The sequence below is a fragment of the Streptomyces sp. NPDC088923 genome, from assembly GCF_044749745.1.
GTDB lineage: Bacteria > Actinomycetota > Actinomycetes > Streptomycetales > Streptomycetaceae > Streptomyces.
This window is the reverse complement of sequence record NZ_JBIVIO010000008.1, coordinates 176923-200123: the sequence shown is the minus strand read 5'-3', so window position 1 is coordinate 200123 and position 23201 is coordinate 176923. Positions and strand designations below refer to the sequence as shown.

Annotated in this window: 22 protein-coding genes and 1 tRNA gene; 11 read left to right on the top strand and 12 right to left on the bottom strand. The window is 73.3% G+C overall.

What is annotated here, in order from left to right; all coding sequences use genetic code 11:
* Positions 1-15 precede the first annotated feature (15 nt).
* The gene (locus ACIP4O_RS26090) at positions 16-708 is read right to left on the bottom strand and encodes a hypothetical protein (RefSeq protein WP_401578021.1); all 693 of its coding nucleotides are present in this window, start codon (positions 706-708) and stop codon (positions 16-18) included.
* 189 nt (positions 709-897) lie between these two features.
* On the opposite strand from ACIP4O_RS26090, the gene ACIP4O_RS26085 reads away from it, so the two are divergent.
* Both ACIP4O_RS26085 and ACIP4O_RS26080 read left to right on the top strand, forming a co-directional pair.
* Positions 898-1614 (top strand): TetR/AcrR family transcriptional regulator, encoded by a 717-nt coding sequence (locus ACIP4O_RS26085; protein ID WP_401578019.1) that lies wholly within the window; start codon positions 898-900, stop codon positions 1612-1614.
* A 64-nt stretch (positions 1615-1678) separates the two neighbouring features.
* Positions 1679-3991, top strand: a complete 2313-nt coding sequence (locus tag ACIP4O_RS26080) for a HelD family protein (RefSeq protein WP_401578017.1) — start codon at positions 1679-1681, stop codon at positions 3989-3991.
* 22 nt (positions 3992-4013) lie between these two features.
* Here ACIP4O_RS26080 and ACIP4O_RS26075 read toward each other — a convergent pair whose 3' ends face one another.
* The 4 genes from ACIP4O_RS26075 to ACIP4O_RS26060 all read right to left on the bottom strand — a co-directional run bounded on the left by ACIP4O_RS26075 (position 4014) and on the right by ACIP4O_RS26060 (position 6761).
* Positions 4014-4544, bottom strand: a complete 531-nt coding sequence (locus tag ACIP4O_RS26075; protein ID WP_401578015.1) for an O-acetyl-ADP-ribose deacetylase — start codon at positions 4542-4544, stop codon at positions 4014-4016.
* 17 nt (positions 4545-4561) lie between these two features.
* The gene (locus tag ACIP4O_RS26070) at positions 4562-5272 is read right to left on the bottom strand and encodes a class I SAM-dependent methyltransferase (RefSeq protein WP_401578013.1); all 711 of its coding nucleotides are present in this window, start codon (positions 5270-5272) and stop codon (positions 4562-4564) included.
* Positions 5273-5657: 385 nt separating this feature from the next.
* A tRNA-Pro gene (locus ACIP4O_RS26065) sits at positions 5658-5731 on the bottom strand.
* Between the two features lie 88 nt (positions 5732-5819).
* A complete protein-coding gene (locus ACIP4O_RS26060) occupies positions 5820-6761 on the bottom strand; it encodes a metallophosphoesterase (RefSeq protein WP_401578011.1) in 942 nt (313 codons plus the stop codon).
* Positions 6762-6836: 75 nt separating this feature from the next.
* Between ACIP4O_RS26060 and ACIP4O_RS26055 the strand changes: the two genes are divergently transcribed.
* The gene (locus ACIP4O_RS26055) at positions 6837-7304 is read left to right on the top strand and encodes a GatB/YqeY domain-containing protein (RefSeq protein ID WP_401578009.1); all 468 of its coding nucleotides are present in this window, start codon (positions 6837-6839) and stop codon (positions 7302-7304) included.
* Between the two features lie 300 nt (positions 7305-7604).
* Here the strand turns inward: ACIP4O_RS26055 and ACIP4O_RS26050 are convergent, their stop codons facing one another.
* Positions 7605-9872, bottom strand: a complete 2268-nt coding sequence (locus ACIP4O_RS26050) for a transglycosylase domain-containing protein (RefSeq protein ID WP_401578007.1) — start codon at positions 9870-9872, stop codon at positions 7605-7607.
* A 388-nt stretch (positions 9873-10260) separates the two neighbouring features.
* Between ACIP4O_RS26050 and ACIP4O_RS26045 the strand changes: the two genes are divergently transcribed.
* Positions 10261-10680, top strand: coding sequence for a WhiB family transcriptional regulator (locus ACIP4O_RS26045; RefSeq protein ID WP_401578005.1), 420 nt, complete (start codon positions 10261-10263; stop codon positions 10678-10680).
* A 305-nt stretch (positions 10681-10985) separates the two neighbouring features.
* On the opposite strand, the gene ACIP4O_RS26040 is transcribed toward ACIP4O_RS26045, so the two are convergent.
* Both ACIP4O_RS26040 and ACIP4O_RS26035 read right to left on the bottom strand, forming a co-directional pair.
* Complete coding sequence (locus ACIP4O_RS26040) at positions 10986-12278, bottom strand: ArsA family ATPase (protein WP_401578003.1); 1293 nt, start codon at positions 12276-12278, stop codon at positions 10986-10988.
* Entirely contained in the window at positions 12275-13252 is a 978-nt protein-coding gene (locus ACIP4O_RS26035; RefSeq protein ID WP_401578001.1) for an ArsA family ATPase, read from the bottom strand. The genes ACIP4O_RS26040 and ACIP4O_RS26035 overlap by 4 nt, the downstream gene beginning before the upstream one ends.
* Positions 13253-13414: 162 nt before the next feature.
* Here ACIP4O_RS26035 and ACIP4O_RS26030 point away from each other — a divergent pair, with 162 nt between their 5' ends.
* The 4 genes from ACIP4O_RS26030 to ACIP4O_RS26015 all read left to right on the top strand — a co-directional run bounded on the left by ACIP4O_RS26030 (position 13415) and on the right by ACIP4O_RS26015 (position 15961).
* Entirely contained in the window at positions 13415-13576 is a 162-nt protein-coding gene (locus tag ACIP4O_RS26030; protein ID WP_007823934.1) for a hypothetical protein, read from the top strand.
* Complete coding sequence (locus tag ACIP4O_RS26025) at positions 13573-14037, top strand: RidA family protein (RefSeq protein ID WP_401577999.1); 465 nt, start codon at positions 13573-13575, stop codon at positions 14035-14037. Before ACIP4O_RS26030 ends, ACIP4O_RS26025 begins: the two co-directional genes overlap by 4 nt.
* Positions 14038-14186: 149 nt before the next feature.
* Positions 14187-15134, top strand: coding sequence for an NUDIX hydrolase (locus ACIP4O_RS26020; protein ID WP_401577997.1), 948 nt, complete (start codon positions 14187-14189; stop codon positions 15132-15134).
* Positions 15131-15961, top strand: coding sequence for an MBL fold metallo-hydrolase (locus ACIP4O_RS26015; RefSeq protein WP_401577995.1), 831 nt, complete (start codon positions 15131-15133; stop codon positions 15959-15961). Before ACIP4O_RS26020 ends, ACIP4O_RS26015 begins: the two co-directional genes overlap by 4 nt.
* A gap of 380 nt (positions 15962-16341) precedes the next feature.
* On the opposite strand, the gene ACIP4O_RS26010 is transcribed toward ACIP4O_RS26015, so the two are convergent.
* Positions 16342-17016 (bottom strand): Crp/Fnr family transcriptional regulator, encoded by a 675-nt coding sequence (locus ACIP4O_RS26010; RefSeq protein ID WP_007823925.1) that lies wholly within the window; start codon positions 17014-17016, stop codon positions 16342-16344.
* Positions 17017-17399: 383 nt separating this feature from the next.
* Here ACIP4O_RS26010 and nth point away from each other — a divergent pair, with 383 nt between their 5' ends.
* The 3 genes from nth to ACIP4O_RS25995 all read left to right on the top strand — a co-directional run bounded on the left by nth (position 17400) and on the right by ACIP4O_RS25995 (position 20813).
* Entirely contained in the window at positions 17400-18401 is a 1002-nt protein-coding gene (gene nth / locus ACIP4O_RS26005) for an endonuclease III (protein WP_401577993.1), read from the top strand.
* Between the two features lie 543 nt (positions 18402-18944).
* Positions 18945-19601, top strand: coding sequence for an NUDIX hydrolase (locus tag ACIP4O_RS26000; protein WP_401578175.1), 657 nt, complete (start codon positions 18945-18947; stop codon positions 19599-19601).
* 12 nt (positions 19602-19613) lie between these two features.
* Positions 19614-20813 carry a MarP family serine protease gene (locus tag ACIP4O_RS25995; protein ID WP_361323793.1) on the top strand — a complete coding sequence of 400 codons (1200 nt, stop codon included), beginning with the start codon at positions 19614-19616 and terminating at the stop codon, positions 20811-20813.
* Between the two features lie 226 nt (positions 20814-21039).
* On the opposite strand, the gene ACIP4O_RS25990 is transcribed toward ACIP4O_RS25995, so the two are convergent.
* The 3 genes from ACIP4O_RS25990 to ACIP4O_RS25980 form a co-directional block, all read right to left on the bottom strand.
* Positions 21040-21231 (bottom strand): hypothetical protein, encoded by a 192-nt coding sequence (locus tag ACIP4O_RS25990; protein ID WP_093815638.1) that lies wholly within the window; start codon positions 21229-21231, stop codon positions 21040-21042.
* A gap of 260 nt (positions 21232-21491) precedes the next feature.
* The gene (locus ACIP4O_RS25985) at positions 21492-22430 is read right to left on the bottom strand and encodes an alpha/beta fold hydrolase (RefSeq protein ID WP_401577990.1); all 939 of its coding nucleotides are present in this window, start codon (positions 22428-22430) and stop codon (positions 21492-21494) included.
* Positions 22427-22984 (bottom strand): phage holin family protein, encoded by a 558-nt coding sequence (locus tag ACIP4O_RS25980; protein ID WP_361323787.1) that lies wholly within the window; start codon positions 22982-22984, stop codon positions 22427-22429. Before ACIP4O_RS25980 ends, ACIP4O_RS25985 begins: the two co-directional genes overlap by 4 nt.
* Positions 22985-23201 lie beyond the last annotated feature (217 nt).

Below are 23201 nucleotides of genomic sequence, written 5' to 3'. Positions count from 1 at the left end.
GCGGAGCCCACCTCCTCAGTACGCGCAGCGCACCTCGTTGAGCGCCATGAGGCTGTCGCGCGGGAGGTCGCCCAGGCGGTCCCGTACGTCCCCCAACAGCCAGGCAGCGACCTCGCGACGCGGGTCGTCACGTGGCTCTTCCCTCCAGCCGTCGGCCAGTTGGCCGATGACGAAGGGGAACTCCTCGACGTAGGCCCGGAGGAGGGCGTCCGCGTACGGGGTGCGGGTCGCCGCCCATATGCCGAGCCAGGGGCGCACCGTCCCGCTCGTGACCGTCAGCACGTTGAGCACCTCATCCGCGCTCAGGTCCCCGCCCTCGCCGTGGAGCACCGCCCGCCACCAGGCCTTCCCCACCGCGCGCAGCGCGCCCGCCGGCTCCGGCGCCCATTGCAGGCACCCGGCCTCCCGCAAGCGGGTCGCCACGACGTCGGCCGGCACGCCGTCGCCGCCGCCCAGTACGGCGCGCCGCACGAGGAGCGGTGTCAGCCGCCGGTACAGGCGCGGGAAGTCCCTCCAGTGGTCGGGGACCTCCATGGCGGCGCCCTGGATCGTGGCCTCGGAGATCGCGTCGAGCGGCCCGGACAGCTGGGCGAAGTCCTCCTCGCCCCAGCAGTACGTGCAGCCCTCGACGGTGAAAGCGGGTTCCTTGGCGAAGGCGGCGTCGAGCGCGTCGAGAGCGCTCAGGAGAGCCTGCCGGTAAGGGGTCATGGCGACCTGCCCGCGGACTCCGGCCGGTGCCCCGGCGAAGAGGGGAGGCTACCAGCCCCGGGCCGCCGGGCTCCCGCCCCGGCGAGGGGTCCCCCTCCGGCGCCCGGGCCGCCGTCCCCTCCGCGCGGGGTCGCGCGGGCCCACCCCGCACGGCGACGCCGCACCCGGGTCGCTGCCTAGGATGGCCAGGTGCGAGCGAGGAGCGGGGCGGACCGGGGTGCGGGTGGCGGCGGTACGGGGAGCGAGGGCCGGCTGCCCGGCCTGCGGGAGCGCAAGCGCCTCCAGACCTACCGGCACGTCTCCGAGACGGCCATCGCCCTCTTCCTCGCACGCGGCTTCGACGCCGTGCCCGTCGCCGAGATCGCCGCCGTCGCGGGCGTCTCGAAGCCGACCCTCTTCCGGTACTTCCCCACCAAGGAGGACCTCGCCCTCCACCGTTTCGCCGACCACGAGGACGAGGCCGCCCGCGTCGTGACCGAGGCGCGCGCCGAGCACCGCGCCCCGGTCGCCGCCCTGGCCGCGCACTTCCGTACGGGGCTCGACCGCCGCGACCCGGTCACCGGCCTCAACGACGCCCCGGCCGTCCTCGCCTACCACCGCCTCCTCTACGGCACCCCCGCCCTCCTGGCCCGCCTCCACGCCCACACCCACCGCTCCGAAACCGCCCTCGCCCGCGCCCTGGCCGGGCCTTCCACTCCCGGCGGCCCTCTCGCCCCCGACGCGGACCACCCGCCCCTCCCGCACCGCCTCGCCGCCGCCCAGCTCGTCGCCGTCCACCGCGTCCTCGCCATGGAGAACTGGCGCCGCATCGCGGACGGGGCCACCGCCGACGCCCTCCACCCGACCGCCGCCCACGAGGCGGAGGAGGGCTTCGCGGCACTCGCGGCGGCACTGGGCGAACGCTGAGCCGCCGCACTCAAGAATGTAACCGAGTTACAAATTTAACCAGGTTGCCCTAGGCTCCGGAGTCATGACGCCGAAGCCGCCCTCCGCCGACGCCTCACCCACGCCCACCCCGCCCGCCTCGCCCACCCCGCCCGCCTCGCCCACCCCGCCCGCCTCGCCCACCCCGCCCGCCTCGCCCACCCCGCCCGCCTCGCCGATCTCGCCCACGCCCGCCGCCGCTGACCCCACGCGGCCCGCTCCCCCCGAACCCCCCGCCCCCCTCCGCGCCGCCCGCGCCCACCACGCCCGCTGCCGTGCCGCCGTCGCGGCCGAACGCGAGGCCGCGCACCACCACGTGCTGACCGGCGCCACTGTCTCCGCCTCGGGTGCCGACGCCGAGGTCCTCGGCCGCGCCCTGCGCGGTCACGCGCGTGACCTGGACCAACTCCCGCCCGGCCCCCTCTTCTTCGCCCGCATCGACTTCGCCCCGGAGCCCACCCGGGCGGGCGACCACGCCGGGCAGCGCTACCACCTCGGCCGCCGCCGCGTCTTTGAGGACCCCACCGTCCCCCCGCTCGTCGTCGACTGGCGCGCCCCCGTCGCCCGCGCCTTCTACCGCGCGAGCCCCACCGAGCCCTACGGCCTCGCCCGCCGCCGCCGCTTCGGCTGGGCCCAGGGAGCGGACGGTACGGATGATGAACTCACCGCGTTCGAGGACGAGTTCCCGGAGCCCACCGCGGCCGCCACCCCTGCCGAAGCCTCCGCTGAAGCCCCGGCCTCCACGGAGGCTCCCGCCCCCACCGAGGCTCCCGCTTCCACCGAGGCTCCCGCCCCCACCGAGGTGCCGGACGCCGCCGGAGCCGTCGGCAGCCCCCCGAGCCCCCTCCTCCTCGCCGAGATCGAGCGTCCCCGCAGCGGCCCGCTCCGCGATATCGCCGCGACGCTCCAGCCCGAGCAGGACACGCTGGTACGGGCCCCGCTCGACGTCTCGGTCTGCGTGCAGGGCGCGCCGGGCACGGGCAAGACGGCGGTGGGCCTGCACCGCGTCGCGTACCTCCTCTACGCCCACCCCCGCCGCCTGAGCCGCGCGGGCGTCCTCGTCCTCGGCCCGAACCCCTCCTTCCTCCGCCACATCTCCGAAGTCCTGCCCGCCCTCGGCGAGTCCGGCGTCCGCCAGTCCACCCTCACCGCGCTCCTCGACCACGGCCCCGCCCGCACCACGGACCCCGAGGCCGCCGCCCGCCTCAAGCACGACCCCCGCCTCGCCACCCTCGTGCACCGCGCCCTCCACGCCCTCACCGCCGCACCCGAGGACGCCGACGCCTCCCTCACCGTGCCCGACGGCTCCGCCCTGTGGCGCGTGGACGCCGCGTCCGTCCGCGAGGCGCTCGCCCCCGTCCGTACCGCCGTCAGCGACGGCACCCTCCCCTACCGCGCGGGCCGCGAGCGCTTCCGCGCGCGCCTCCTCGCGCTCGTGCGCGCCCGCGCCGAACGCCGCTCCGGTCCCCGTACCGCCGCGTGGGAGCGCCGTGTCGCGCACGGCCGCCCCGTCCGCACGCTCCTCGACACGCTGTGGCCGCAGGCCCGCCCCGAGGACGTCCTGCGCGCGGTCCTCACCGACCCCGCCCCGTACGCGCGCGGGCTGCTCGACGCCGACGAGTGCGAGGCGCTGCGCCGCCCGGCCACGAGCAGGGCCCGTACGGCCGCCGACCTCGTGCTCCTCGACGAGGCGGCCGGACTGCTCGCGCACCCGCCCGCTTTCGGGCACATCGTCGTGGACGAGGCGCAGGACCTCTCCCCGATGGAGTGCCGCGCGATCGCGCGCCGCCTCGGCGCGGCGGGCTCCCTCACCGTCCTCGGCGACCTCGCCCAGGGCACCACGCCCTGGGCCGCCCGCGACTGGCCCACGCACCTCGCCCACCTCGGCCGCCCCGCCACCGAGTACACCGAACTCGCCACGGGCTACCGCGTCCCCGCCCCCGTCCTCGACCTCGCGAGCCGCCTCCTTGCGCGCATCGCCCCCACCCTGCGCCCGCCCCGCTCGCTGCGCGCCGACCCCGCCGCGCTCACCACGACGCCCGCCACGGACGCGGCCGCACTGGCCGCAGCGGTCCGCACCGCCCTCGAACGCCCGGGAACGGTCGCGGTGTTGTGCGCGAACGAGGCTCCGGTACGTACGGTGCTGGACGCCCACGACCTGCCGCCGACCGACCGCCTGACCGTCGTCCCCGCCCACCTCGCCAAGGGCCTGGAGTTCGACCACGTCGTCCTCCTCGACCCCGCCGCGATCCGCGCGAGCACCCCACGCGGCGACCAACTCCTCTACGTCGCCCTGACCCGCGCGGTCACGAGCCTCCACGTCCTGCACGAGGGTCCGTCGCCCGTGGCGACGCGGTGACAGACCGCCGAAGCGGCCGCCCTCACCCCTCCGCCACGGCCGCCCGCAGCACCTCGAACCCCCGCTCGTCGAACCCCACGAGCCGGATCTCGGCGACCCGCGTCGGTGTCGTGCGCAGCGTACGGACCGCGATCGCGGCGGCCTCGTCCGCCGGAAAGCCGTAGATGCCCGTCGAGATGGAGGGGAAGGCGAGGCTCCTGACGTCGCCCAGTTCGTCGGCGACCTCCAGGCAGCGGCGGTAGCAGGAGGCGAGCGTCTCGCGTTCGCCGTCGCCGCCGCCGTGCCAGACGGGCCCCACGGTGTGGATCACGTGGCGGACCGGCGGCGAGAGACGGAAGGCGGGCGTCGCCTTGGCATCCCCGGGCCGGCACGGCGCGAGGTCCCGCCCGGCACGGGCGAGTTCGGGCCCCGCCGCCCGGTGGAGGGCACCGTCCACGCCCCCGCCGCCCTGCAACGAGGAGTTCGCGGCGTTCACCAGCGCGTCCACGTCCTGGCGGGTGAGGTCCCCGCGCACCACGGTCAGTTCCGGCCGCTTCCGCTCCGTATCGCTCATGCCCCCGATCCTGCCACTTAGCCCGCGCGACGGAGCAGAAGAAACCCCTGCGGCGTCGGCTCCCGGTCCTCCGGCTGCCGCACGACGCGCGCCGTCTCGGTGAGCCCGTACCGGCCGAGGAGCGCGGACAGCTCGTCGACCGGCCGCCGGTACACGGGCAGCCGCACGGAGTGCCCGTACGCGTGCACCAGCCAACTGGCGGGCTCCGAGCCGTCCGGCCCCACCTTGAACGCGACGCACAGCACCCCACCGGGCGCCAGCACACGAGCGAACTCGGCGGCCATGGAGTCGACTTGCTCATCGGAGGAGTGAACGGTCGAGTACCAGGCAAGCGCCCCACCGAGCACACCGGTGGCGATCGGCAACCGCGTCATGTCCCCCGCGACGAACGCGACGCCCCGATGATCCCGCGCCGCGACCCGCAGCATCCCCGGCGAAAGATCCACTCCCACCACACGCACCCCGAGCCCCCGCACGTACCCCGCGACCCGCCCGGCCCCACACCCGAGATCCCCGACGACCGCGCCCGGCGCCAACGACTCCGCGAAGACCCTCAACACCCCCCGCTCCCAGAGGGCTTCGGTCTCCATCCCCTGCCCGACCAACTCCGCATAACTCTCGGCGACGGTGTCATAGGACCCCCGCACGGCGGCACCCCCCGCCGGAGCAATCCGGGACCCGACGGTCTTCTCGGCGGCGGTGAGGGCACGGGGCGGCGGAAAAGTCATGCGGGGAGGCTACGGGAGCGCCCCGCGCCCCCCATGCCCTGGTCGCCCGTCTCGCGCTTCCGCTCCGGGCGCGCCCATTGCCGTCCTGTCCCTCAGGGACGGCGCGGAGTCATTGGGCCGTCGTCAGTGCCGGTCCTCAGGATCGTCTGCGCGCGGCCGGCTTCCGGGGGTTCCAGCTCCGCAAGGAATGGTTGCATCCCCGGTCTGTCCGGGGGCGGCTCGGAGAACCCCCGCCGCGTACAGACCTGCCCGACATCGCCGGTCATGGCCGACGCGACAGAGAAGAGCTCCCGGACACCACCGCCTTCCTAACGGCAGCCCCGCATCCACGCCAAAGGGCCGGTACCAGAATCGGTACCGGCCCTCTGACCTGCTACTTCGGCTGTCGGGGTGGCGGGATTTGAACCCACGACCTCTTCGTCCCGAACGAAGCGCGCTGCCAAGCTGCGCCACACCCCGGTGTCGGCACTGACTGGTCACTCGGTGGTGATTTTGTCGTGGCGACAACCGATACTTTAGCGGACTCGGGGCTCAGTGCGAAATCCGGTCAGCGGGCCGCCGGGGTCAGGGTGAGGAGGGTGGCCTCCGGGGGGCAGGCGAAGCGGACGGGGGTGTAGCGGTTGGTGCCGCAGCCGGCCGAGACGTGCAGGTGGGCGGTGTGGCCGGCCGTCGTGTGGGTGGAGAGGCCCTTGACGCGGTCCGTGTCCAGGTCGCAGTTGGTGACCAGGGCTCCGTAGAAGGGGATGCAGAGCTGGCCGCCGTGGGTGTGACCGGCCAGGATCAGGGGGTAGCCGTCCGCCGTGAAGGCGTCCAGGGCGCGCAGGTACGGGGCGTGCACGATGCCGAGGGAGACGTCCGCGTCCGGGTCGGGGCCGCCCGCGACCTCCGCGTAGCGGTCCCGCTTGATGTGCGGGTCGTCGATGCCCGTCAGGCCGATGCGGTAGCCGTCGATCTTCAGGGTGTCGCGGGTGTTGGTCAGGTTGAGCCAGCCCGCCGTGTCGAAGCCGTCCCGCAGCTCCTCCCACGGGTTGTGCACGACGTTCTCGGCGGGCGCGTTGCCGTTGAGGCCGTGCGCGCCGCGCGCCTTCTCCAGGAGGTAGCGGCCCGGGTTGCGCAGCCGGGGCCCGTAGTAGTCGTTCGAGCCGAACACGTACGCCCCGGGGAACTCCATGAGCGGCCCGAGCGCGTCCAGGACCTCCGGGACGCCCTGCGGGTCCGACAGGTTGTCGCCCGTGTTGATCACGAAATCGGGGCGGAGCCCGGCGAGCGACTGGAGCCAGCGGCGCTTCTTCTTCTGGCCGCAGACCATGTGGATGTCCGAGACCTGGAGGACGCGCAGCGGGCGCATCCCTTCGGGCAGGCAGGGGATCGTGACCCGGCGCAGCCGGAACGACCTCACCTCGAAACCCGCCGCGTAGACGAGGCCGGCCGCCGCCGTCGCCCCGATTCCCGCCGTGATGCCCAGGGGTACCTTCACTCGCGCGCGCATGGCCTCATCGTGTCAGACGCGGGGCCGGTGAAAAATCCGGCGGGCTTCCCCGTAGCCACCTGAGACACTGGCCGCATGACCACCCTCAAGTCCACCCTGCGCGACGACCTCCAGAGCGCCATCAAGGCGCGTGACGAGCTGCGTTCCGCGACGCTCCGGCTGACGCTCACCGCGATCAGCAAGGAAGAGGTCTCCGGTACGAAGGCCCGCGAGCTCTCCGACGAGGAGGTGCTCCAGGTGCTCGCCAAGGAGGCGAAGAAGCGGCGCGAGGCCGCCGACGCCTTCGCCCAGGCGGGCCGCACCGAGCAGGCCGAGCGCGAGCAGGCCGAGGGCGAGGTGCTCGCGCACTACCTGCCCCGTCAGCTCGACGACGCCGAGCTGGACGAGATCGTCGCCGGGGCCGTCGCCGAGGCGCGCGCCGCCGGGGCCGAGGGGCCCAAGGCGATGGGTCAGGTCATGAAGCTCGTGGGCCCGAAGGTGAAGGGCCTCGCCGAGGGCGGTCGCGTGGCCGCCGCGGTCAAGAAGGCGCTCGCCGCGGGCTGAGAGACGGGGAGAGCGGTACGGGGCGCCGCCGGCCGAGTGCCACGCACGCGCCGCCCGCCGAGTGCCACGCACGCCCCGCTCCGCAGGGTGCCACGCACCCCCCGCCCCGCCGAGTGCCACGCACGCGGAAAGGCCCCGCCCGGTTGTTCCGGGCGGGGCCTTCGTCGTGCCGCGGGAAGGCGGCTCGGGTACGTATCGGAGCAGCCGCCCCGTGCGCCCCGGCGTCACCGCCCCGTGCGCCCCGGCGTCACCGCTCAGGGCGCCCCGGCGTCACCGCTCAGGGCGCCCCGGCGTCACCGCTCAGTGGCCCCAGCCGCCCCCTTGCCCGTTGCCGTTGCCGTTGCCCCGGCCGCCCTGGCCCTGCCCCGGGTTCGCGGGCTGTCCGCCGTCCTGGTTGCCGAAGATGAAGCCGCCGTTGTCCGGCTTGTCGTCGCCCTGGTCGCCCTGGTCGCCCTGGTCGCCGCCGTCGTGCTTGTCGCCGTCCCCGGGCTTCTTCTTGTCCTTCTTCTTCGCGTCGGGAATGTCGATGAGGTGGAAGTTCTGCGTCGGCTTGCCCGCGAGGGCGCCGGTCATCGCGTCGCGCCAGATCGGTCCGGGGACCTGGCCGCCGTACACGTACTCCTGGTAGACGCCGCCGATCGTGAGGTCGTGCATCTCGACCTCCTGCGAGGCGCTGCCGACCCAGACGGCCGCGGCGAGGTTCGGCGTGTAGCCGGCGAACCAGGCGTTCTTCCGCTTGTCCGTCGTACCGGTCTTACCGGCGCTCGGGCGGTCGCCGAGGCCGGCTTCCTTACCCGTACCGGAGTCGATCACGCCGTTGAGGAGCGTGGAGATCGAGTCGGCGGTCTTCTCGGACATCGCCCGCTGGCACTGCGACTTCGGCACCGGCACCGGCTTGCCGTCCATGCCGGTCACGGAGTTGATCGAGACCGGGGTGCAGTAGGTGCCGCGCGAGGCGAAGGCCGCGTACGCGGAGGAGAGCGTGAGCGGGGAGAGCGTCGCCGAGCCGAGCGAGATGGAGGGCTGCTGCGGCAGCTTCTGGCCGTTGCCCATGACGACGTGCAGCTTGTCCGTCATCTGCGTGACGGGGCAGATGCCGACCTCGGAGATGAGCGAGACGAAGTAGGTGTTGATGGACTTCGCCATCGCCTCCTTCATCACGTACGGGCCCTTCTCGGACTCGTTCTCGTTGTGGACTCGCTCGCCCTTCTGGTTGGTGTAGGTGCCCTGGCACGTCGTCACCGGGCTCGGGTAAGGCATCTCGTACGGCGACGGGTACTCCTTCGTCGGCGGCATCCCCTTGTCGATGGCGGCCGCGGCGACGAAGGGCTTGAAGGTCGAACCGGTCTGGAAGCCGTAGTTCGAGCCGCCCATGGAGTGGTCGACGCTGTAGTTGATGAGCGTCTGGTTCTTGCCGGTGCCGTACGGGGTCGCCTGGCCCATCGCGAGGATCTTGCCCGTACCGGGCTCGATGAGGGTGCCCGCGGCGGTGACCTTGTCCGTCTTGTAGACGTGCTTGCTCAGGGACTGCTGGAGCGAGTTCTGCGCCTGCGGGTCCAGCGTGGTCTTGATCGTGAGGCCGCCGCGCTTCCAGAGCGCGAGCCGGTCGTCCTTCGTCTTGCCGAAGGCCGGGTCCGTGAGGAAGACGTGCTCGACGTAGTCGCAGAAGAAGCCCGCGCCGCGCGAGGCGGTGATGCAGCCGGAGCGCTGCGGGGTGACCTTGAGGCCGAGCGGCTTGGCCTGGGCGGCCTTGGACTCGGCGGCGGTGACGGCGTGCGTCTCCGCCATGCGGCGCAGCACGGTGTTGCGGCGCTTGGTCGCTTCCTGCGGGTCGTTGATCGGGTCGTAGCGGGTCGGGGACTGCACGATGCCCGCGAGGAGCGCGCCCTGGTCGAGGGTGAGGTCCTTGGCGTGCTTGGAGAAGTAGCGCTGGGACGCGGCCTCGACCCCGTACGCGCCCTGGCCGAAGAACGTGATGTTGAGGTAGTTCTCCAGGATCTTCTTCTTGCCCAGTTCCTTCTCGATCTGGATCGCGTACTTCAGTTCCTGGATCTTGCGGCCCATCGTCTGCTGGGTGGCCTGGGCGACCTTGTCGGGGTCGTCGCCGGCCTCCTCGATGAAGACGTTCTTGACGTACTGCTGGGTCAGCGTCGAGGCGCCCTGCGCGACGCCGCCGCTCTGCGCGTTCTGGTTGACGGCGCGCAGCACACCCTTGAGGTCGATCGCGCCGTGCTCGTAGAACCGCGAGTCCTCGATCGCGACGAGCGCCTTCTGCACGTACGGCGACATGTCCTTGCGGTCCACGACGGTGCGGTCGCGGTAGAAGACGGTGGCGATCTCACCGCCCTTGGCGTCGAGGATCTTGCTGCGCTGGGTGAGCGGCGGCCGCTTGAGATCGGCGGGGATCTCGTCGAACTCCTTCACCGTCCCCTTGGTGGCGAGTCCGAGCGCCCCCACGCCCGGCAGGGCGATGCCCGCGAGCACTCCGCCCGCGAGAACACTGACTCCGAGGAACCTGGCGGCCAGCTGAACCGGGGAGAGCCCACCGCCCGCGCGCTTCTTTGCCATGGGGGCACCCTACGTTCTGATTCCCCGGACAACGGCACATCCCTTGGCCTAAGCTCTTCCTGACTGTCACGACGGCCCCTTCTCCTGGCCGAGTGGACGGGGTGCGCGCGCCGTACCGCCGTACGCCCTGCCGGATTTCGACCCGTACGTCCACTTCTGCCCCTTCCGAGGGGAGCGAACTGTCCCGTAGGTACTGAAAGGGACGTATGTCGTTCGCTCACTCCGTTGGGTGATCTGCCGCATGCGCATAGTCCGTTCGGGCCATCCAAGATTGGGCCCGAAGGGGGTGTTGCGCTGTGCCCACCTTCCGTAACGTCCTGCACTGGCGGCGGTGAATATGCCGCTGCCGCCGTGGGGGAGCCTCGATTCGGGAGAGGACGGCGCCGGCATGGGCTGGGTTACCGACTGGAGTGCGCAGGCAGCCTGCCGCACTACCGATCCGGATGAACTGTTCGTACAAGGGGCAGCGCAGAACAGGGCCAAGGCGGTGTGCACGGGATGCCCGGTGCGCACCGAGTGCCTGGCCGACGCGCTTGACAACCGCGTCGAGTTCGGCGTCTGGGGAGGAATGACCGAACGGGAGAGGCGTGCGCTGCTGCGCAGGCGCCCCCTGGTCACCTCCTGGCGCCGCTTGCTGGAGACGGCGCGCAGCGAGTACGAGCGGTCCTGCGGGCCGCTCGGCGCGGGCGCCGACGAGCTGGACTTCGAGGAGATGGAGGCCGAGGACGCCGGAGCCGCCGTGGCGAGCCCGGGGAACCGGCGCTACGTGGCGGGCCCCGGGGACCGGCGGTACGCGGCGGTCGGCTGACGGGGCGCCACGGCACCGGTGGCGCAAGCGACGCCAGGACGCCGGTGGCGCGAGCGCCGGGACGTCGGTGGCGCGGGCGGGACGAGCGCGCGTACAGGTCGCGGGGGCTGTACGTACGTCCGGACAACCGGAAGGACGCGTGCGGGTGCCGCCCGGTGGTCGCGTGCGGGTGGCGCCGGGCGTGTTTCCGGTACGGTCCTTCGCCTCGTACCGCCGCTTTCCGGCCCGTACCTGCGGACCGGCCTTCGCGCGAGCGGCGTGGAGGGCGCGGTCCGTGGGCGCGTTTCCCGCCTGACGCGAGGGGTTCAGCCCTCTCCGGCCAGCCGTTTTGCGACCGTGCGCAATCCCGTGAGGTCGTGGACGTCGCCCGCGAGCGCGGGGACCTCGGCGACCGGGACCTCGGGGTGGAGCGCGGTGAAGCGGTCGCGGGTGCGGGCCTCGCGCGCGCGTCGGCGGGCGCGCTCGGCGTGCAGGCGCAGCAGACCGGCCGCGAGGGCGGCGGCCTCAGGGGTGCCGGGGGGCTGAGCGGCTTCGGACGCGTGGCTCAAGTCTTCGGTTGTGACCGGTGAACCGGCTTGGCCCTCGGGGGAGTTGAGGGCGTCACCGGTGGTGTCCCGGGTGTTACGCAGACCAGCTTTCCCGCCCAACTGATCCACAATGCCGCCTTCTTCAAGATTTTCCGCGGCGCTCAGCGCGCGCTCCGCGGTGAGCCCGGCGGGGCCGCCGCCGTGGACGCGGTTGAGGACGAGACCGGCGAGCGGCATCCCGTCGTCGGCGAGCCTGCGTACGAAGTAGGCGGCCTCGCGCAGCGCGTCGCGCTCGGGCGCGGCGACGACGAGGAAGGCGGTGCCGGGGGCTTGGAGGAGCTGGTAGGTGGCGTCGGCGCGGGCGCGGAAACCGCCGAACATCGTGTCCATCGCGGCGACGAAGGTCTGTACGTCGGCGAGGAACTGGCCGCCGAGGAGCTTGCCGAGCGTGCCCGTCATGAGCGACATCCCGGCGTTGAGGAACTTCATGCCCGCGCGCCCGCCCGCCTTCGCCGGGGCCATGAGGACGCGGAGGAACTTTCCGTCGAGGAAGGAGCCGAGGTTCTTCGGGGCGTCGAGGAAGTCGAGCGCGGAGCGCGAGGGCGGCGTGTCGACGACGATGAGGTCCCACTGCTCTCCGGCCCGGAGCTGGCCGAGCTTCTCCATCGCCATGTACTCCTGCGTACCGGCGAATCCGGCCGAGAGCGACTGGTAGAAGGGGTTCTCCAGGATCGCGCGAGCGCGGGCGGGCTCGGCGTGCGCCTCGACGATCTCGTCGAAGGTGCGCTTCATGTCGAGCATCATGGCGTGGAGTTCGCCGTCGCCCTTCGTGCCGGGGACGCGGCGCGGGGTGTTGTCGAGCGCGTCGATGCCCATGGACTGGGCGAGGCGGCGCGCCGGGTCGATCGTGAGGACGACGGCCTTGCGGCCCCGCTCGGCGGCGCGCAGCCCGAGCGCCGCCGCGGTCGTCGTCTTGCCGACGCCGCCGGAGCCGCAGCACACGAGGATGCGGGTCGCGGGGTCGTCGATGAGCGGATCGACCTCCAGAGCGGGGGCGGCGTCGAGGCTCATGGGGTCCTCCTCGGGATCTCCTCCGTCACGCCCTGTCCGCGCAGGTCCTTCGCCATCCGGTAGACGGCGGCGAGGTCCATGCCGTCCGGGGCGAGGGGCAGTTCGTGGACGGGGCGGCCGAGCGCGGTGAGGCGCGCGCGCTGGGCGCTCTCCAGGGCGTGGCGCTCCCCGTACTCCGCACCGAGCGCGAGCAGCGGCCCGGCGAGCGTCTCGGCACGCGGCAGCCCGGCGGCCGTGAGGGCCGCTTCGAGCGCGGCGCGCGGGACGTCCCGGGCCAGGGTCTCGGGGGACAGCGGGGCCGGGCGGACCATGTTGACGAGGACCCGGCCCACCGGGAGCCCCGCGCCGCGCAGCTCGGCGATCCCGTCCGCCGTCTCCTGCACCGGCATCTCCTCCAGGAGCGTCACGAGGTGCACGGCGGTGCTCGGGGACTTGAGCAGGTGCATGACGGACTGGGCCTGGTGGTGGACGGGGCCGATCCTGGCGAGCCCGGCGACCTCGTCGTTGACGCCGAGGAAGCGCGTGATCCGCCCGGTGGGCGGGGCGTCCATCACGACGTGGTCGTACACGTGCCGCCCCTGCTTGTCCTTGCGGCGGACGGCCTCGGCGGCCTTGCCGGTGAGGAGGACGTCGCGGACGCCGGGCGCGACGGTGGTCGCGAAGTCGATCGCGCCCATCTTCCTCAGGGCGCGGCCCGCGCTGCCGAGCCGGTAGAACATCTGGAGGTAGTCGAGGAGCGCCAGCTCGGGGTCGATCGCGAGCGCGAAGACCTCGCCGCCCCCGGGCGCGACGGCGATCTTGTGCTCCCCGTACGGCAGCGGCTCGGTGTCGAAGACCTGCGCGATGCCCTGCCTGCCCTCGACCTCGACGAGGAGAGTGCGCCTGCCCTCGGTGGCGAGGGCGAGCGCGAGCGCGGCGGCGACCGTCGTCTTGCCGGTCCCGCCCTTCCCGCTGACGACCTGGAGCCTGCTCACAGCGCGAGCCTAGAACGTCGCGGCGCGCGGCGGGCGGGCGGGCGCGAACTGGGGGGCGCGAAGGGGGAGCGCGGGCGGTCGGGGGAGGGGGCGCGCGGGGGTGGGGGCGTCGCCTGCCGCGTGGGTTTCCGCCGCTCACGTGCGGGCCGTTAAAGTCGCCGCATGAAGACTTGGGAATACCTCACCGCGCCGCTCCTCTCGCACAACACCAAGGCCATCCTCGACAACTTCGGCCTGGACGGCTGGGAGCTGGTCACCGTGATCCCCGGCCCCAACGGCTGGGAGAACCCCGTGGCCTACATGAAGCGCGAGAAGCAGGCGTGAGCGCGGCCGAGGCACGCCTCGCGGAGCTGGGCCTGACGCTGCCGGAGGTCGCGGCGCCGCTCGCCGCGTACCAGCCGGCCGTGCGCAGCGGCGTGTACGTGTACACCGCCGGGCAACTGCCGATGGTGGAGGGCACGCTCCCGACGACCGGGAAGGTCGGTGCGGAGGTCACCGCCGAGGAGGCGAAGGCACTCGCACGGATCAGCGCGCTCAACGCGCTCGCCGCGGTGCGCTCGGTGGCGGGGGACCTCGACCGCGTCGCGCGCGTGGTGAAGGTCACCGGCTTCGTGGCCTCGGCCCCGGACTTCACGGGACAGCCGGGGGTCCTCAACGGGGCGAGCGAGCTGCTCGGCGAGGTCTTCGGCGAGAAGGGCGTGCACGCGCGCAGCGCGGTGGGCGTCGCGGTCCTGCCGCTGGACGCGCCCGTGGAGGTCGAGCTGATCGTGGAGCTGGAGGGGTAGCGCTTCCGGCCGGCGGTACGGCGCGCCTCCCGGTACGGCGCGCCTTCCCGGGGCGGGGCGGGTGTCCGCGCGACGGCCGGGGGCGGGGCGGGTGTCCGCGCGACGGCCGGCCCTTCGAACTCCCGCGCGAGAGGCGTTAGCCTCCGAGCATGAGCGAACGTGCAGGCAAGAGCACCGGCACACAGTGGTTCCCCGCCGACTGGCCGGACCGTATCCGCGCCCACGCGCGCGGTGACCTCGTCCCCGTGACCCCGCGCCGCGCCGCCACCGTACTGCTGCTGCGCGAGGCGCCCGAGGGCCCCGGCGGGCTCCTCGTGCACATGCTGCGGCGGCGCGCGTCGATGGCGTTCGCGGCCGGTGCGTACGCGTACCCGGGCGGCGGTGTGGACCCGCGCGACAGCGAGACGGCCGTGGGCTGGGCGGGTCCCTCGCCCGCCGCTTGGGCGGAGCGCCTCGGGCTCGACGAGGAGGGCGCGGCGCGGGCCGTGGTGTGCGCGGCGGTGCGCGAGACCTTCGAGGAGTGCGGGGTGCTGCTCGCGGGCCCGGACGCGGAGACGGTCGTCGCGGACGTCTCGGGGCCCGGGTGGGAGGCGGAGCGCGCGGCGCTCGTCGCGCACGAGACCTCGTTCGCCGACTTCCTCAACCGGCACGCGCTCGTGCTGCGCAGCGATCTGCTCGGCGGCTGGGCGCGCTGGGTCACGCCCGAGTTCGAGGCGCGGCGCTACGACACGTGGTTCTTCGTCGCCGCGCTCCCCGAGGGCCAGCGCACCCGCGAGGTCTCCACGGAGGCCGACCGCACCGAGTGGGTGCGCCCGGTGGACGCCCTGCACCGGTACGAGGAGGGCGTGCTCCAGATGATGCCGCCCACCGTCGCGACCCTGCGCGACCTCGTCCCCTACGGCTCCCTGCCCGGGGTCATGGCCGACCTGGAGGGACGCGCGCTCAAGCCCGTACTGGCACAGGCGCGGCTCGACGGGGACGAGGTGGTCCTGACGTGGCCGGGGCACGAGGAGTTCACGCGGCGGGTGCCGGACGCGAGGGCGTCGGGCGGGGGACCGGCCGAGGGGGGTTCGGCCGGCGAGGGCGGGGAGGCGTGAGCGCCGTACCCGCGCTGCCGGGGAGCCCGCGCGGGGCCGTGACGAGCGGACCGGCGACGGCGCGCGCGGTCAACGTCCTCGCGCCGAACCCCTCGGCGATGACACTCGACGGCACGAACACGTGGATCGTCGCCGAGCCCGGGTCCGGCCTCGCGGTCGTCATCGACCCGGGGCCGCTCGACGAGGGCCACCTGGCGAACGTCATGGCCACGGCCGAACGCGCCGGGCAGCGCGTCGCGCTGACGCTGCTCACGCACGGCCATCCCGACCACGCGGAGGGCGCGGCGCGCTTCGCGGAACTCACCGGGAGCCCGGTGCGCGCGCTCGACCCGGCGCTGCGGCTCGGCGAGGAGGGGCTCGCGGCGGGCGACGTCGTCACGACGGGCGGCCTGGAACTGCGCGTCGTCCCGACCCCGGGCCATACGGGCGACTCGCTCTGCTTCCACCTCCCGGCGGACCGTGCCGTCCTCACGGGGGACACGGTGCTCGGGCGCGGTACGACGGTGGTGGCGCACCCGGACGGGCGGCTCGGGGACTACCTCGACTCGCTGCGGCGGCTGCGGACGCTCGCGACGGACGACGGCGTGGACACCGTCCTGCCGGGCCACGGCCCGGTCCTGGACGACGCGCGCGGGGTGATCGAGTACTACCTCGCGCACCGCGCGGCCCGCCTGGCGCAGGTCGAGGAAGCGGTCCGGGCGGGGCTGACGACGGCGCCGCAGGTGGTGGCCCGGGTGTACGCGGATGTGGACCGGTCGCTGTGGCCGGCGGCGGAGTGGTCGGTGGGGGCGCAGTTGGAGTACCTGCGGGGGCGGGGGGTGGGGTGAGGGGGGTGTGCGGGGCCCCGTAAAAAGACAGCCCCCACCCACCCAAAGGGGGGGCTCCCCGACATCAATTCTTCCGCACCCCGCACCCCCACCCCCGCCACTTCCCCCCATCTGTGGATAACTCCGGGAAACCCGCACACGGCCTCACTCGTGCGAGTGAGCGCCTTCGCGACTTGGGCCAAGTTGTCCACAGCCGAAGTCGTACGAACGCCGAAAAGCGCCATGGAACCGGGCCGATGATCACAACGACCGCCCCGATCATCCGCACATACGTCCGGCATCGGGAGACAGGCCCCGCGCACACGAGAGGCGGCCGCCCCCACCCGGGGACGGCCGCCTCTCGTACGTACGAAATCAAGCCCCGTACAGACCTCACCGCCTCAGCGCGACCGCTTCGCCAGCCGTTCCACGTCCAGCAGGATCACCGCGCGCGCCTCCAGCCGCAGCCAGCCGCGCCCGGCGAAGTCCGCGAGCGCCTTGTTGACCGTCTCGCGCGAGGCGCCGACGAGCTGCGCCAGCTCCTCCTGCGTCAGGTCGTGCACGACGTGGATGCCCTCCTCCGACTGCACACCGAAGCGGCGCGACAGGTCGAGGAGCGCGCGGGCGACGCGGCCCGGCACATCGGAGAAGACCAGGTCGGACATCTGGTCGTTGGTCTTGCGCAGCCGGCGCGCCACCGCGCGCAGCAGGGCGGCGGCGACCTCGGGACGCCCGCTGAGCCAGGGCTGGAGGTCGTTGTGCCCCAGGCCGAGCAGCTTCACCTCGGTCAGCGCGGACGCCGTCGCCGTGCGCGGGCCGGGGTCGAAGAGCGACAGCTCGCCGATCAGCTCGCCGGGACCGAGCACCGCGAGCATGTTCTCGCGGCCGTCGGGCGAGGTGCGGTGCAGCTTGACCTTGCCCTCCGTCACGACATAGAGGCGGTCGCCCGGCTCGCCCTCGTGGAAGAGGGACTCCCCGCGGGCCAGCGTCACCTCACTCATGGAGGCGCGGAGCTCCGCCGCCTGTTCGTCATCGAGCGCCGCGAACAGCGGTGCGCGCCGCAGAACGTCATCCACGAGTTCTCTCCTTGTCGGCTGCTCAGGGGGACTGGTCATCTCCCATTGTGCCGGACGTGCCAAACAGTGTGATCAGTCACAAGTGTGCCGCACAGATGCTCGGTCCTGTGCGTCAGGGGGGCCGTGGGAGTGGCGTACCCCGTGCTCGGCGGCAGATGTCAGTACCCGGCCGTAGGCTGAGCGGGTGTCCGCGAGGCCTGGCTGTACGCGGCAGGCCGAGGCACCCGCGATACGGCTCCGACCAGCACGTTCCGCTGAGAGCGAACGCGACGGGGATAGGGCCGTCAGTGGTCGTACGAGCAGGATCGGGCCGGTACGGAACGGGACGGGCGATCGCCGCGAGCAGGCGCGCGACGTCGGTGGAGGGCACGGAGGTCAGCCGGGTGACGACGAAGAAGACGGCAGCGGAGAAGGCGGCGGGGGAGAAGGCGGCGGGGGAGACGGCCCCTGTCAGGAAGACGGCGGCCAAGAAGGCGACCGCGAAGAAGACGGCGGCCAAGAAGGCGCCCGCGAAGAAGGCGACCGCCAAGAAGACGGCGGCGAAGAAGACCCCCGCCAAGAAGGCCCCCGCCAAGAAGGCCCCCGCCAAGAAGGCCGCCCCCAAGCCCCCCGGCTTCGCCAAGCGCGAGTCCCGTGCCGCCATGGTCGAGCGCGCGCACGCCATCAATGAGGTGCTCGCCGAGACCTACCCCTACGCGCACCCCGAGCTGGACTTCGAGGACCCCTTCCAGCTCCTCGTCGCCACCGTCCTCTCCGCGCAGACCACCGACCTGCGGGTCAACCAGACGACTCCGGCGCTCTTCGCGAAGTACCCGACCCCCGAGGACATGGCGGCGGCGGTCCCCGAGGAACTGGAGGAGCTGATCCGGCCCACCGGCTTCTTCCGGGCCAAGGCCCGCTCGCTGCTCGGTCTCTCGGCCGCGCTCCGCGACGACTTCGACGGCGAGGTCCCGGCCACCGTCGACGCGCTCGTGAAGCTGCCCGGAGTGGGCAGGAAGACAGCTTTTGTCGTACTTGGCAATGCTTTTGGGGTACCTGGGATCACTGTCGACACCCACTTCGGCCGCCTCGCACGCCGCTGGAAGTGGACGACGTCCGAGGACCCGGTGAAGGTCGAGTCCGACGTCGCCGCGATCTTCGACCCGAGCGAGTGGACGATGCTCTCGCACCGCGTCATCTTCCACGGCCGCCGCATCTGCCACTCCCGCCGCCCCGCCTGCGGGGCCTGCCCGGTGGCGCCGCTCTGTCCCTCGTACGGCGAGGGCGAGACCGACCCGGAGAAGGCGGAGAAGCTCCTCAAGTACGAGAAGGGCGGCATGCCGGGCCAGCGCCTGAAGCCCCCCGCCGACTTCCCGGGTCCCCCCGCGCCACCCCTGGGCGGCTGACGGACCCCGGGGCGGCCCTGATACGTCTCAGGGGCGCCCCCTAGGGGCTCGTACGCGCCCCCGCGCTCCCCGTGCACCCGCGTCTCCCCTGTCCCCGGAACACCGCGAGCTCGCACAGACGTTGGAGCAGGTGAAGACGACGAAACGACGACCGGCCCCGCCGGAAGGAGAACTGGTGGTGAATCGACCCTGAGCACCGAGAGCGAGTTCCGCACCGACAAGCCGGCGGCCCCCGGCGACAACGGCGGCACGCGAAAGGAGGGAAAGAGCACGCACGAGCACGCGCGCGGGCCGTACGAAGGCGGGCAGCCCAGGCACCAAGGCGGACAGGCCAATGGCACGTACGAGAACGGCCACGGCAGCACCGGTACGTACGCGACCCCCGCCCCGCACGCCGAAGCCCCGCACTCGGAAGCCGCGCACTCCGAAGCCGCCCTCCCGCCCGGCCCCCTCGCACCGGAGGCCCTCCGCCCGGGCCCCCTCCCCGAGCGACCTCCGGCCCCCGCCCCCCTCCACGGCCCACCCGCGTCCCCCGCCCCCGTCCTGACCACCGAGGGCCTGCCCCGTTGGCTCGACCCGGTCGTGGCGGCGGTGCGGACGGTACGGGGCGAGCAGCTCAGCGCCTTCCTGCCACCGGCGGACGGCGGGGGCCGGCAGTCGGCGGTGCTCATCCTGCTCGGCGAGGGCGAGGACGGCCCCGAGCTGCTGCTCACCGAGCGAGCCTCCTCTCTGCGCGCCCACGCGGGCCAGCCCTCCTTCCCCGGCGGCTCCCTCGACCCGGCCGACGGCGACCCGCTCACCACCGGGCCGTTGCGCGCCGCGCTCCGCGAGGCCGAGGAGGAGACCGGGCTCGACCCCGCGGGCGTCCAGCTCTTCGGCGTCCTGCCACGCCTCTACATCCCGCTGACCCGCTTCGTCGTGGCCCCCGTGCTCGGCTGGTGGCGCGAGCCCAGCCCCGTCCGGGCCGTCGACCCGGGGGAGACCGCACGCGTCTTCTCGGTGCCGGTGAGCGAACTCACGGACCCCGCGCACCGTGCCGTCGCGGTCCATCCACGCGGCCACGAAGGCCCCGCTTTCCTCGTCCGTAACGCTCTGGTCTGGGGTTTCACCGCCGGAGTCATCGACCGCCTGCTGCACTTCGCGGGCTGGGAGCGACCATGGGACAGGGGGAAGCGGGTCTCACTCGACCGGCACGCATGACAGGGTGTCCCGGTGAACGCGCTGGACTTCTTCTTGCTGGCCGCCGCCGTGTGGTTCGCGATCGTGGGCTACCGCCAGGGTTTCGTCGTCGGCATCCTGTCGGTGATCGGCTTCCTCGGTGGCGGGCTCCTCGCCGTGTGGGTACTGCCCGTGCTCTGGGACGCGCTGACGGACAACTCGGAGGCGAGCACGACCGCCGTCGTGGTCGGGGTGATCGTCGTCATCGTGTGCGCCTCCACGGGCCAGGCGTTCACCACCCACCTCGGCAACAAACTGCGCACCCACATCACGTGGAGTCCCGCGCGCGCGCTCGACGCGACCGGCGGCGCCGTCGTCAACGTCCTCGCGATGCTCCTCGTCGCCTGGCTCCTCGGCTCGCTCCTCGCGCAGACGACGCTGCCCACGCTCGGCAAGCAGGTCCGCAACTCCAAGGTCCTCCTCGGCGTCTCGCAGGCCATGCCCCAGGAGGCGGACAACTGGTTCTCCGACTTCCGCTCGGTCCTCGCGCAGAACGGCTTCCCGCAGGTCTTCAGCCCCTTCTCGAACGAGCCGATCAAGCCCGTCGACCCACCGGACGCGGCCCTGGCGAACAGTCAGGTCGCGCGGACGGCGAAGCAGTCGATCGTCAAGGTCGTCGGCACCGCCTCCGGCTGCGGCAAGGTCCTGGAGGGCTCCGGTTTCGTCTTCGCCAAGGACCGCGTGATGACCAACGCGCACGTCGTCGGCGGAGTCGGCGAACCGACCGTCCAGATCGGCGGCCAGGGCAGGCGCTACGACGCGACGGTCGTGCTCTACGACTGGAAGCGCGATATCGCGGTCCTCGACGTCCCCGGGCTGCCCGCGCCCTCGCTGCGCTTCACGGACGGTGACGCGAAAGCGGGCGACGGTGCGATCGTCGCCGGGTTCCCCGAGAACGGCGACTACGACGTCCGCCCCGCCCGCGTCCGCAGCCGCATCACCCCGACAGGCCCCGACATCTACCACCGGGGCACGGTGAGCCGCGACGTCTACTCGCTCTACGCCACCGTCCGCCAGGGCAACTCCGGCGGCCCGCTCCTCACGACGGAAGGCCGCGTCTACGGGGTCGTCTTCGCCAAATCGCTCGACGACCCCGACACCGGCTACGCCCTCACCGCCGACGAGGTACGCGACGACATCACCCAGGGCCGCACGGCGACCCAGCGCGTCGACACGGAGAGCTGCGCGCTCTGACGGCGGGCGCAGGCCCCGCCGTCACGGATCACGTGGGGCGGGGCCGTGTGCGCTCGTACGTACGGGAGATGCGGCCCGGGAAGCGGGGCAGGCGCGCTCGCGGTGGCGGCGCGTCCTGCCGACCGTACGCGGAGACCGGCACCGTCCTGCGGCTGCCGTACGCGGGGTGTGCGCCCCCGCGCCTCCGTGCTCCCCGGCCGGGCCCTGGCGTGGGCGCCGGGGCGGTTCAGTCGCGCGTGTGCCTCAGACGGGCCGAGACCCAGCGGGCCCGGCGGCGGAGGATGAGGGGGATGTTGACCCCGTCCGGGGAGGGATGCGGTGCGCCGGAACCCAGCGGCCCCGCCCCCTCGTGGCTGCTCAGCGCGGAGACTGAGCGGCGGTCGCGTGCTGCGTCACTGTAGTCGTGCGTCCAGCCCATACCCCGTCCCTGCCCTGCTCCCATGGTCGCTAATCGCACTCCCGGCACCTCATTGGCCTATGCGGTTGGCAACACCTGTTCGATCGTCAGGCGGCCCCGTCCGCTGAGCGGTACGGGTGGGGCCCGACGGACCGGAGAAGGGGAGCACACGGCGGCGCGGGGGGCGCACGCCCCGGGACGCGCGTCAGCGGTCGCGTTCCGGGCCTGTGACGGCGATCCGGTCCCGGACCCGCGTCCGGTGATCGGCTTCCGGACTCGCCTCAGCGGTCCGGTTCCGGGTCCCGCAGCCAGTCGATCAGCTCGCGGTTGAAGCCGAGCGGGTCCTCCTCGTGCGGGAAGTGCCCGAGCCCGTCGTAGAGCCGCCAGCGGTACGGGGCCTCGACGTACTCGCCCGAACCGGCCGCCGAGCGGGTGCGCAGCACCGGGTCGAGCGCCCCGTGCAGGTGCAGCGTCGGGACCCGTACGGGCCGCTTCATCCGCCGGTAGAACTGCACACCGTCGGGCCGCGCGAGCGAGCGCACGAGCCAGCGGTACGGCTCCACCGCGCAGTGCGCCGTCGAGGGGACGCACATCGCCCTGCGGTAGACATCGACCGTCTTGTCGTCCGGGATGCTCGGCCCGGACCAGTCCCGCAGCAGCTCCCCGACGAGCGCGCCCTCGCCGGCGACGAGCTGCCGCTCCGGGACCCAGGGGCGCTGGAAGCCCCACACGTACGAGCCGGCGGCGGACTGCCTCGGGTCCCTGAGCATCGCCGAGCGCCAGCGGCGCGGGTGCGGCATGGAGGAGACGACGAGCCGGCGCACCAGCTTGGGCCGCATCACCGCCGCCGTCCAGGCGAGATAGCCGCCGAGGTCGTGCCCGACGAGCGCCGCGTCCGGCTCGCCGAGCGAGCGGATCACGCCGGTGATGTCGAGCGCGAGGTTCGCCGGGTCGTAACCGCGCGGCGTGCGGTCGCTGCCGCCGACCCCGCGCAGGTCCATCGCGACCGCCCGGTACCCGGCGGCGGCGAGCGCGGTGAGCTGCTCGCGCCACGTCCACCAGAACTGCGGGAAGCCGTGCACGAGCATGACGAGCGGCCCCTCGCCCACCTCCGCGATGTGGAAGCGCGCGCCGTTCGCCGCCACGTCCCGGTGGGTCCAGGGACCGTCGATCCGGATCGTGGGGGCGGATTGCGCCGAACGGGGGTCGGTAGCCGTCATGAGGAGGAGCGTGCCACAGCGGAGGCTCCCTCCGCCTCCTCGCCGCCCTTCTGCTGAAGCGGCGGGAACTGCTCCAGCTCCGGCGTCTCGGGACGCGGGTGCGGCTTGGCGTTGGAGAGGACCGCGGCATCGGTCTTCGCGGCCTCGGCGGCCTTCTGCGGGCCCCTGCCCTTCTGAGCCTTCTTGAAGAAGACCAGGCCGATGAGGGCGAAGAGCCCGGCCACGACGAGGCTCGCGGCGAAGGAGAGCAGGAAGCAGACGGAGATGTGCCAGCCGCTCCAGGCCCGGATGCCGTAGGCGAGCGCGAAGCTCAGCATCGGGAGCGAGAAGAGGGCCAGGACCAGCGCGACGATGAACGCCGCGCTGCCGACCAGCCCCTTCTTCACGTCCTTCATGATCTGCACCTTGGCGAGCGCGATCTCGTCGTGCACCAGCGCGGACAGTTCGGAGACCGCGTTGGACACGAGCTGGCCGAGGCTGCGGTCCGCGCTCAACGCCGCGGCCGCCTTCTCGGGCTCGCCGGGACGGTGGCTCGCGCTGTCGGGTGCGCTCATCGCGTACTCCCTCTTCTCTTTCGCCGGTCTGCGCGGGGACCCGGCTCGCGGCCCCCGCCTCGTCCGGGCGGCGGCGCACCCGCCCGAAACACGGTCAGGGTTCAGATCATGCCGGACCCTTGCCCTTGCCGCTTCCCCCGCCCCGCCCGCCTGACTCCTGTTGGGTGCGGTAGAGGCCGGGTCTCTCGCGGCGTGGGGGGCGTCGTGCGGTGGTGGG

What these genes read in the sequence shown, in the direction of transcription:
- ACIP4O_RS26020 (WP_401577997.1), top strand. Translation starts at nt 14,187, where the DNA reads ATGAGCGAACGTGCAGGCAAGAGCACCGGCACACAGTGGTTCCCCGCC.
- ACIP4O_RS25985 (WP_401577990.1), bottom strand. Translation starts at nt 22,430, where the DNA reads ATGACGGCTACCGACCCCCGTTCGGCGCAATCCGCCCCCACGATCCGG.
- ACIP4O_RS25990 (WP_093815638.1), bottom strand. Translation starts at nt 21,231, where the DNA reads ATGGGCTGGACGCACGACTACAGTGACGCAGCACGCGACCGCCGCTCA.
- ACIP4O_RS26030 (WP_007823934.1), top strand. Translation starts at nt 13,415, where the DNA reads ATGAAGACTTGGGAATACCTCACCGCGCCGCTCCTCTCGCACAACACC.
- ACIP4O_RS25980 (WP_361323787.1), bottom strand. Translation starts at nt 22,984, where the DNA reads ATGAGCGCACCCGACAGCGCGAGCCACCGTCCCGGCGAGCCCGAGAAG.
- ACIP4O_RS26090 (WP_401578021.1), bottom strand. Translation starts at nt 708, where the DNA reads ATGACCCCTTACCGGCAGGCTCTCCTGAGCGCTCTCGACGCGCTCGAC.
- ACIP4O_RS26045 (WP_401578005.1), top strand. Translation starts at nt 10,261, where the DNA reads ATGGGCTGGGTTACCGACTGGAGTGCGCAGGCAGCCTGCCGCACTACC.
- ACIP4O_RS26070 (WP_401578013.1), bottom strand. Translation starts at nt 5,272, where the DNA reads ATGACTTTTCCGCCGCCCCGTGCCCTCACCGCCGCCGAGAAGACCGTC.
- ACIP4O_RS26080 (WP_401578017.1), top strand. Translation starts at nt 1,679, where the DNA reads ATGACGCCGAAGCCGCCCTCCGCCGACGCCTCACCCACGCCCACCCCG.
- ACIP4O_RS26075 (WP_401578015.1), bottom strand. Translation starts at nt 4,544, where the DNA reads ATGAGCGATACGGAGCGGAAGCGGCCGGAACTGACCGTGGTGCGCGGG.
- ACIP4O_RS26060 (WP_401578011.1), bottom strand. Translation starts at nt 6,761, where the DNA reads ATGCGCGCGCGAGTGAAGGTACCCCTGGGCATCACGGCGGGAATCGGG.
- ACIP4O_RS26050 (WP_401578007.1), bottom strand. Translation starts at nt 9,872, where the DNA reads ATGGCAAAGAAGCGCGCGGGCGGTGGGCTCTCCCCGGTTCAGCTGGCC.
- ACIP4O_RS26040 (WP_401578003.1), bottom strand. Translation starts at nt 12,278, where the DNA reads ATGAGCCTCGACGCCGCCCCCGCTCTGGAGGTCGATCCGCTCATCGAC.
- ACIP4O_RS26055 (WP_401578009.1), top strand. Translation starts at nt 6,837, where the DNA reads ATGACCACCCTCAAGTCCACCCTGCGCGACGACCTCCAGAGCGCCATC.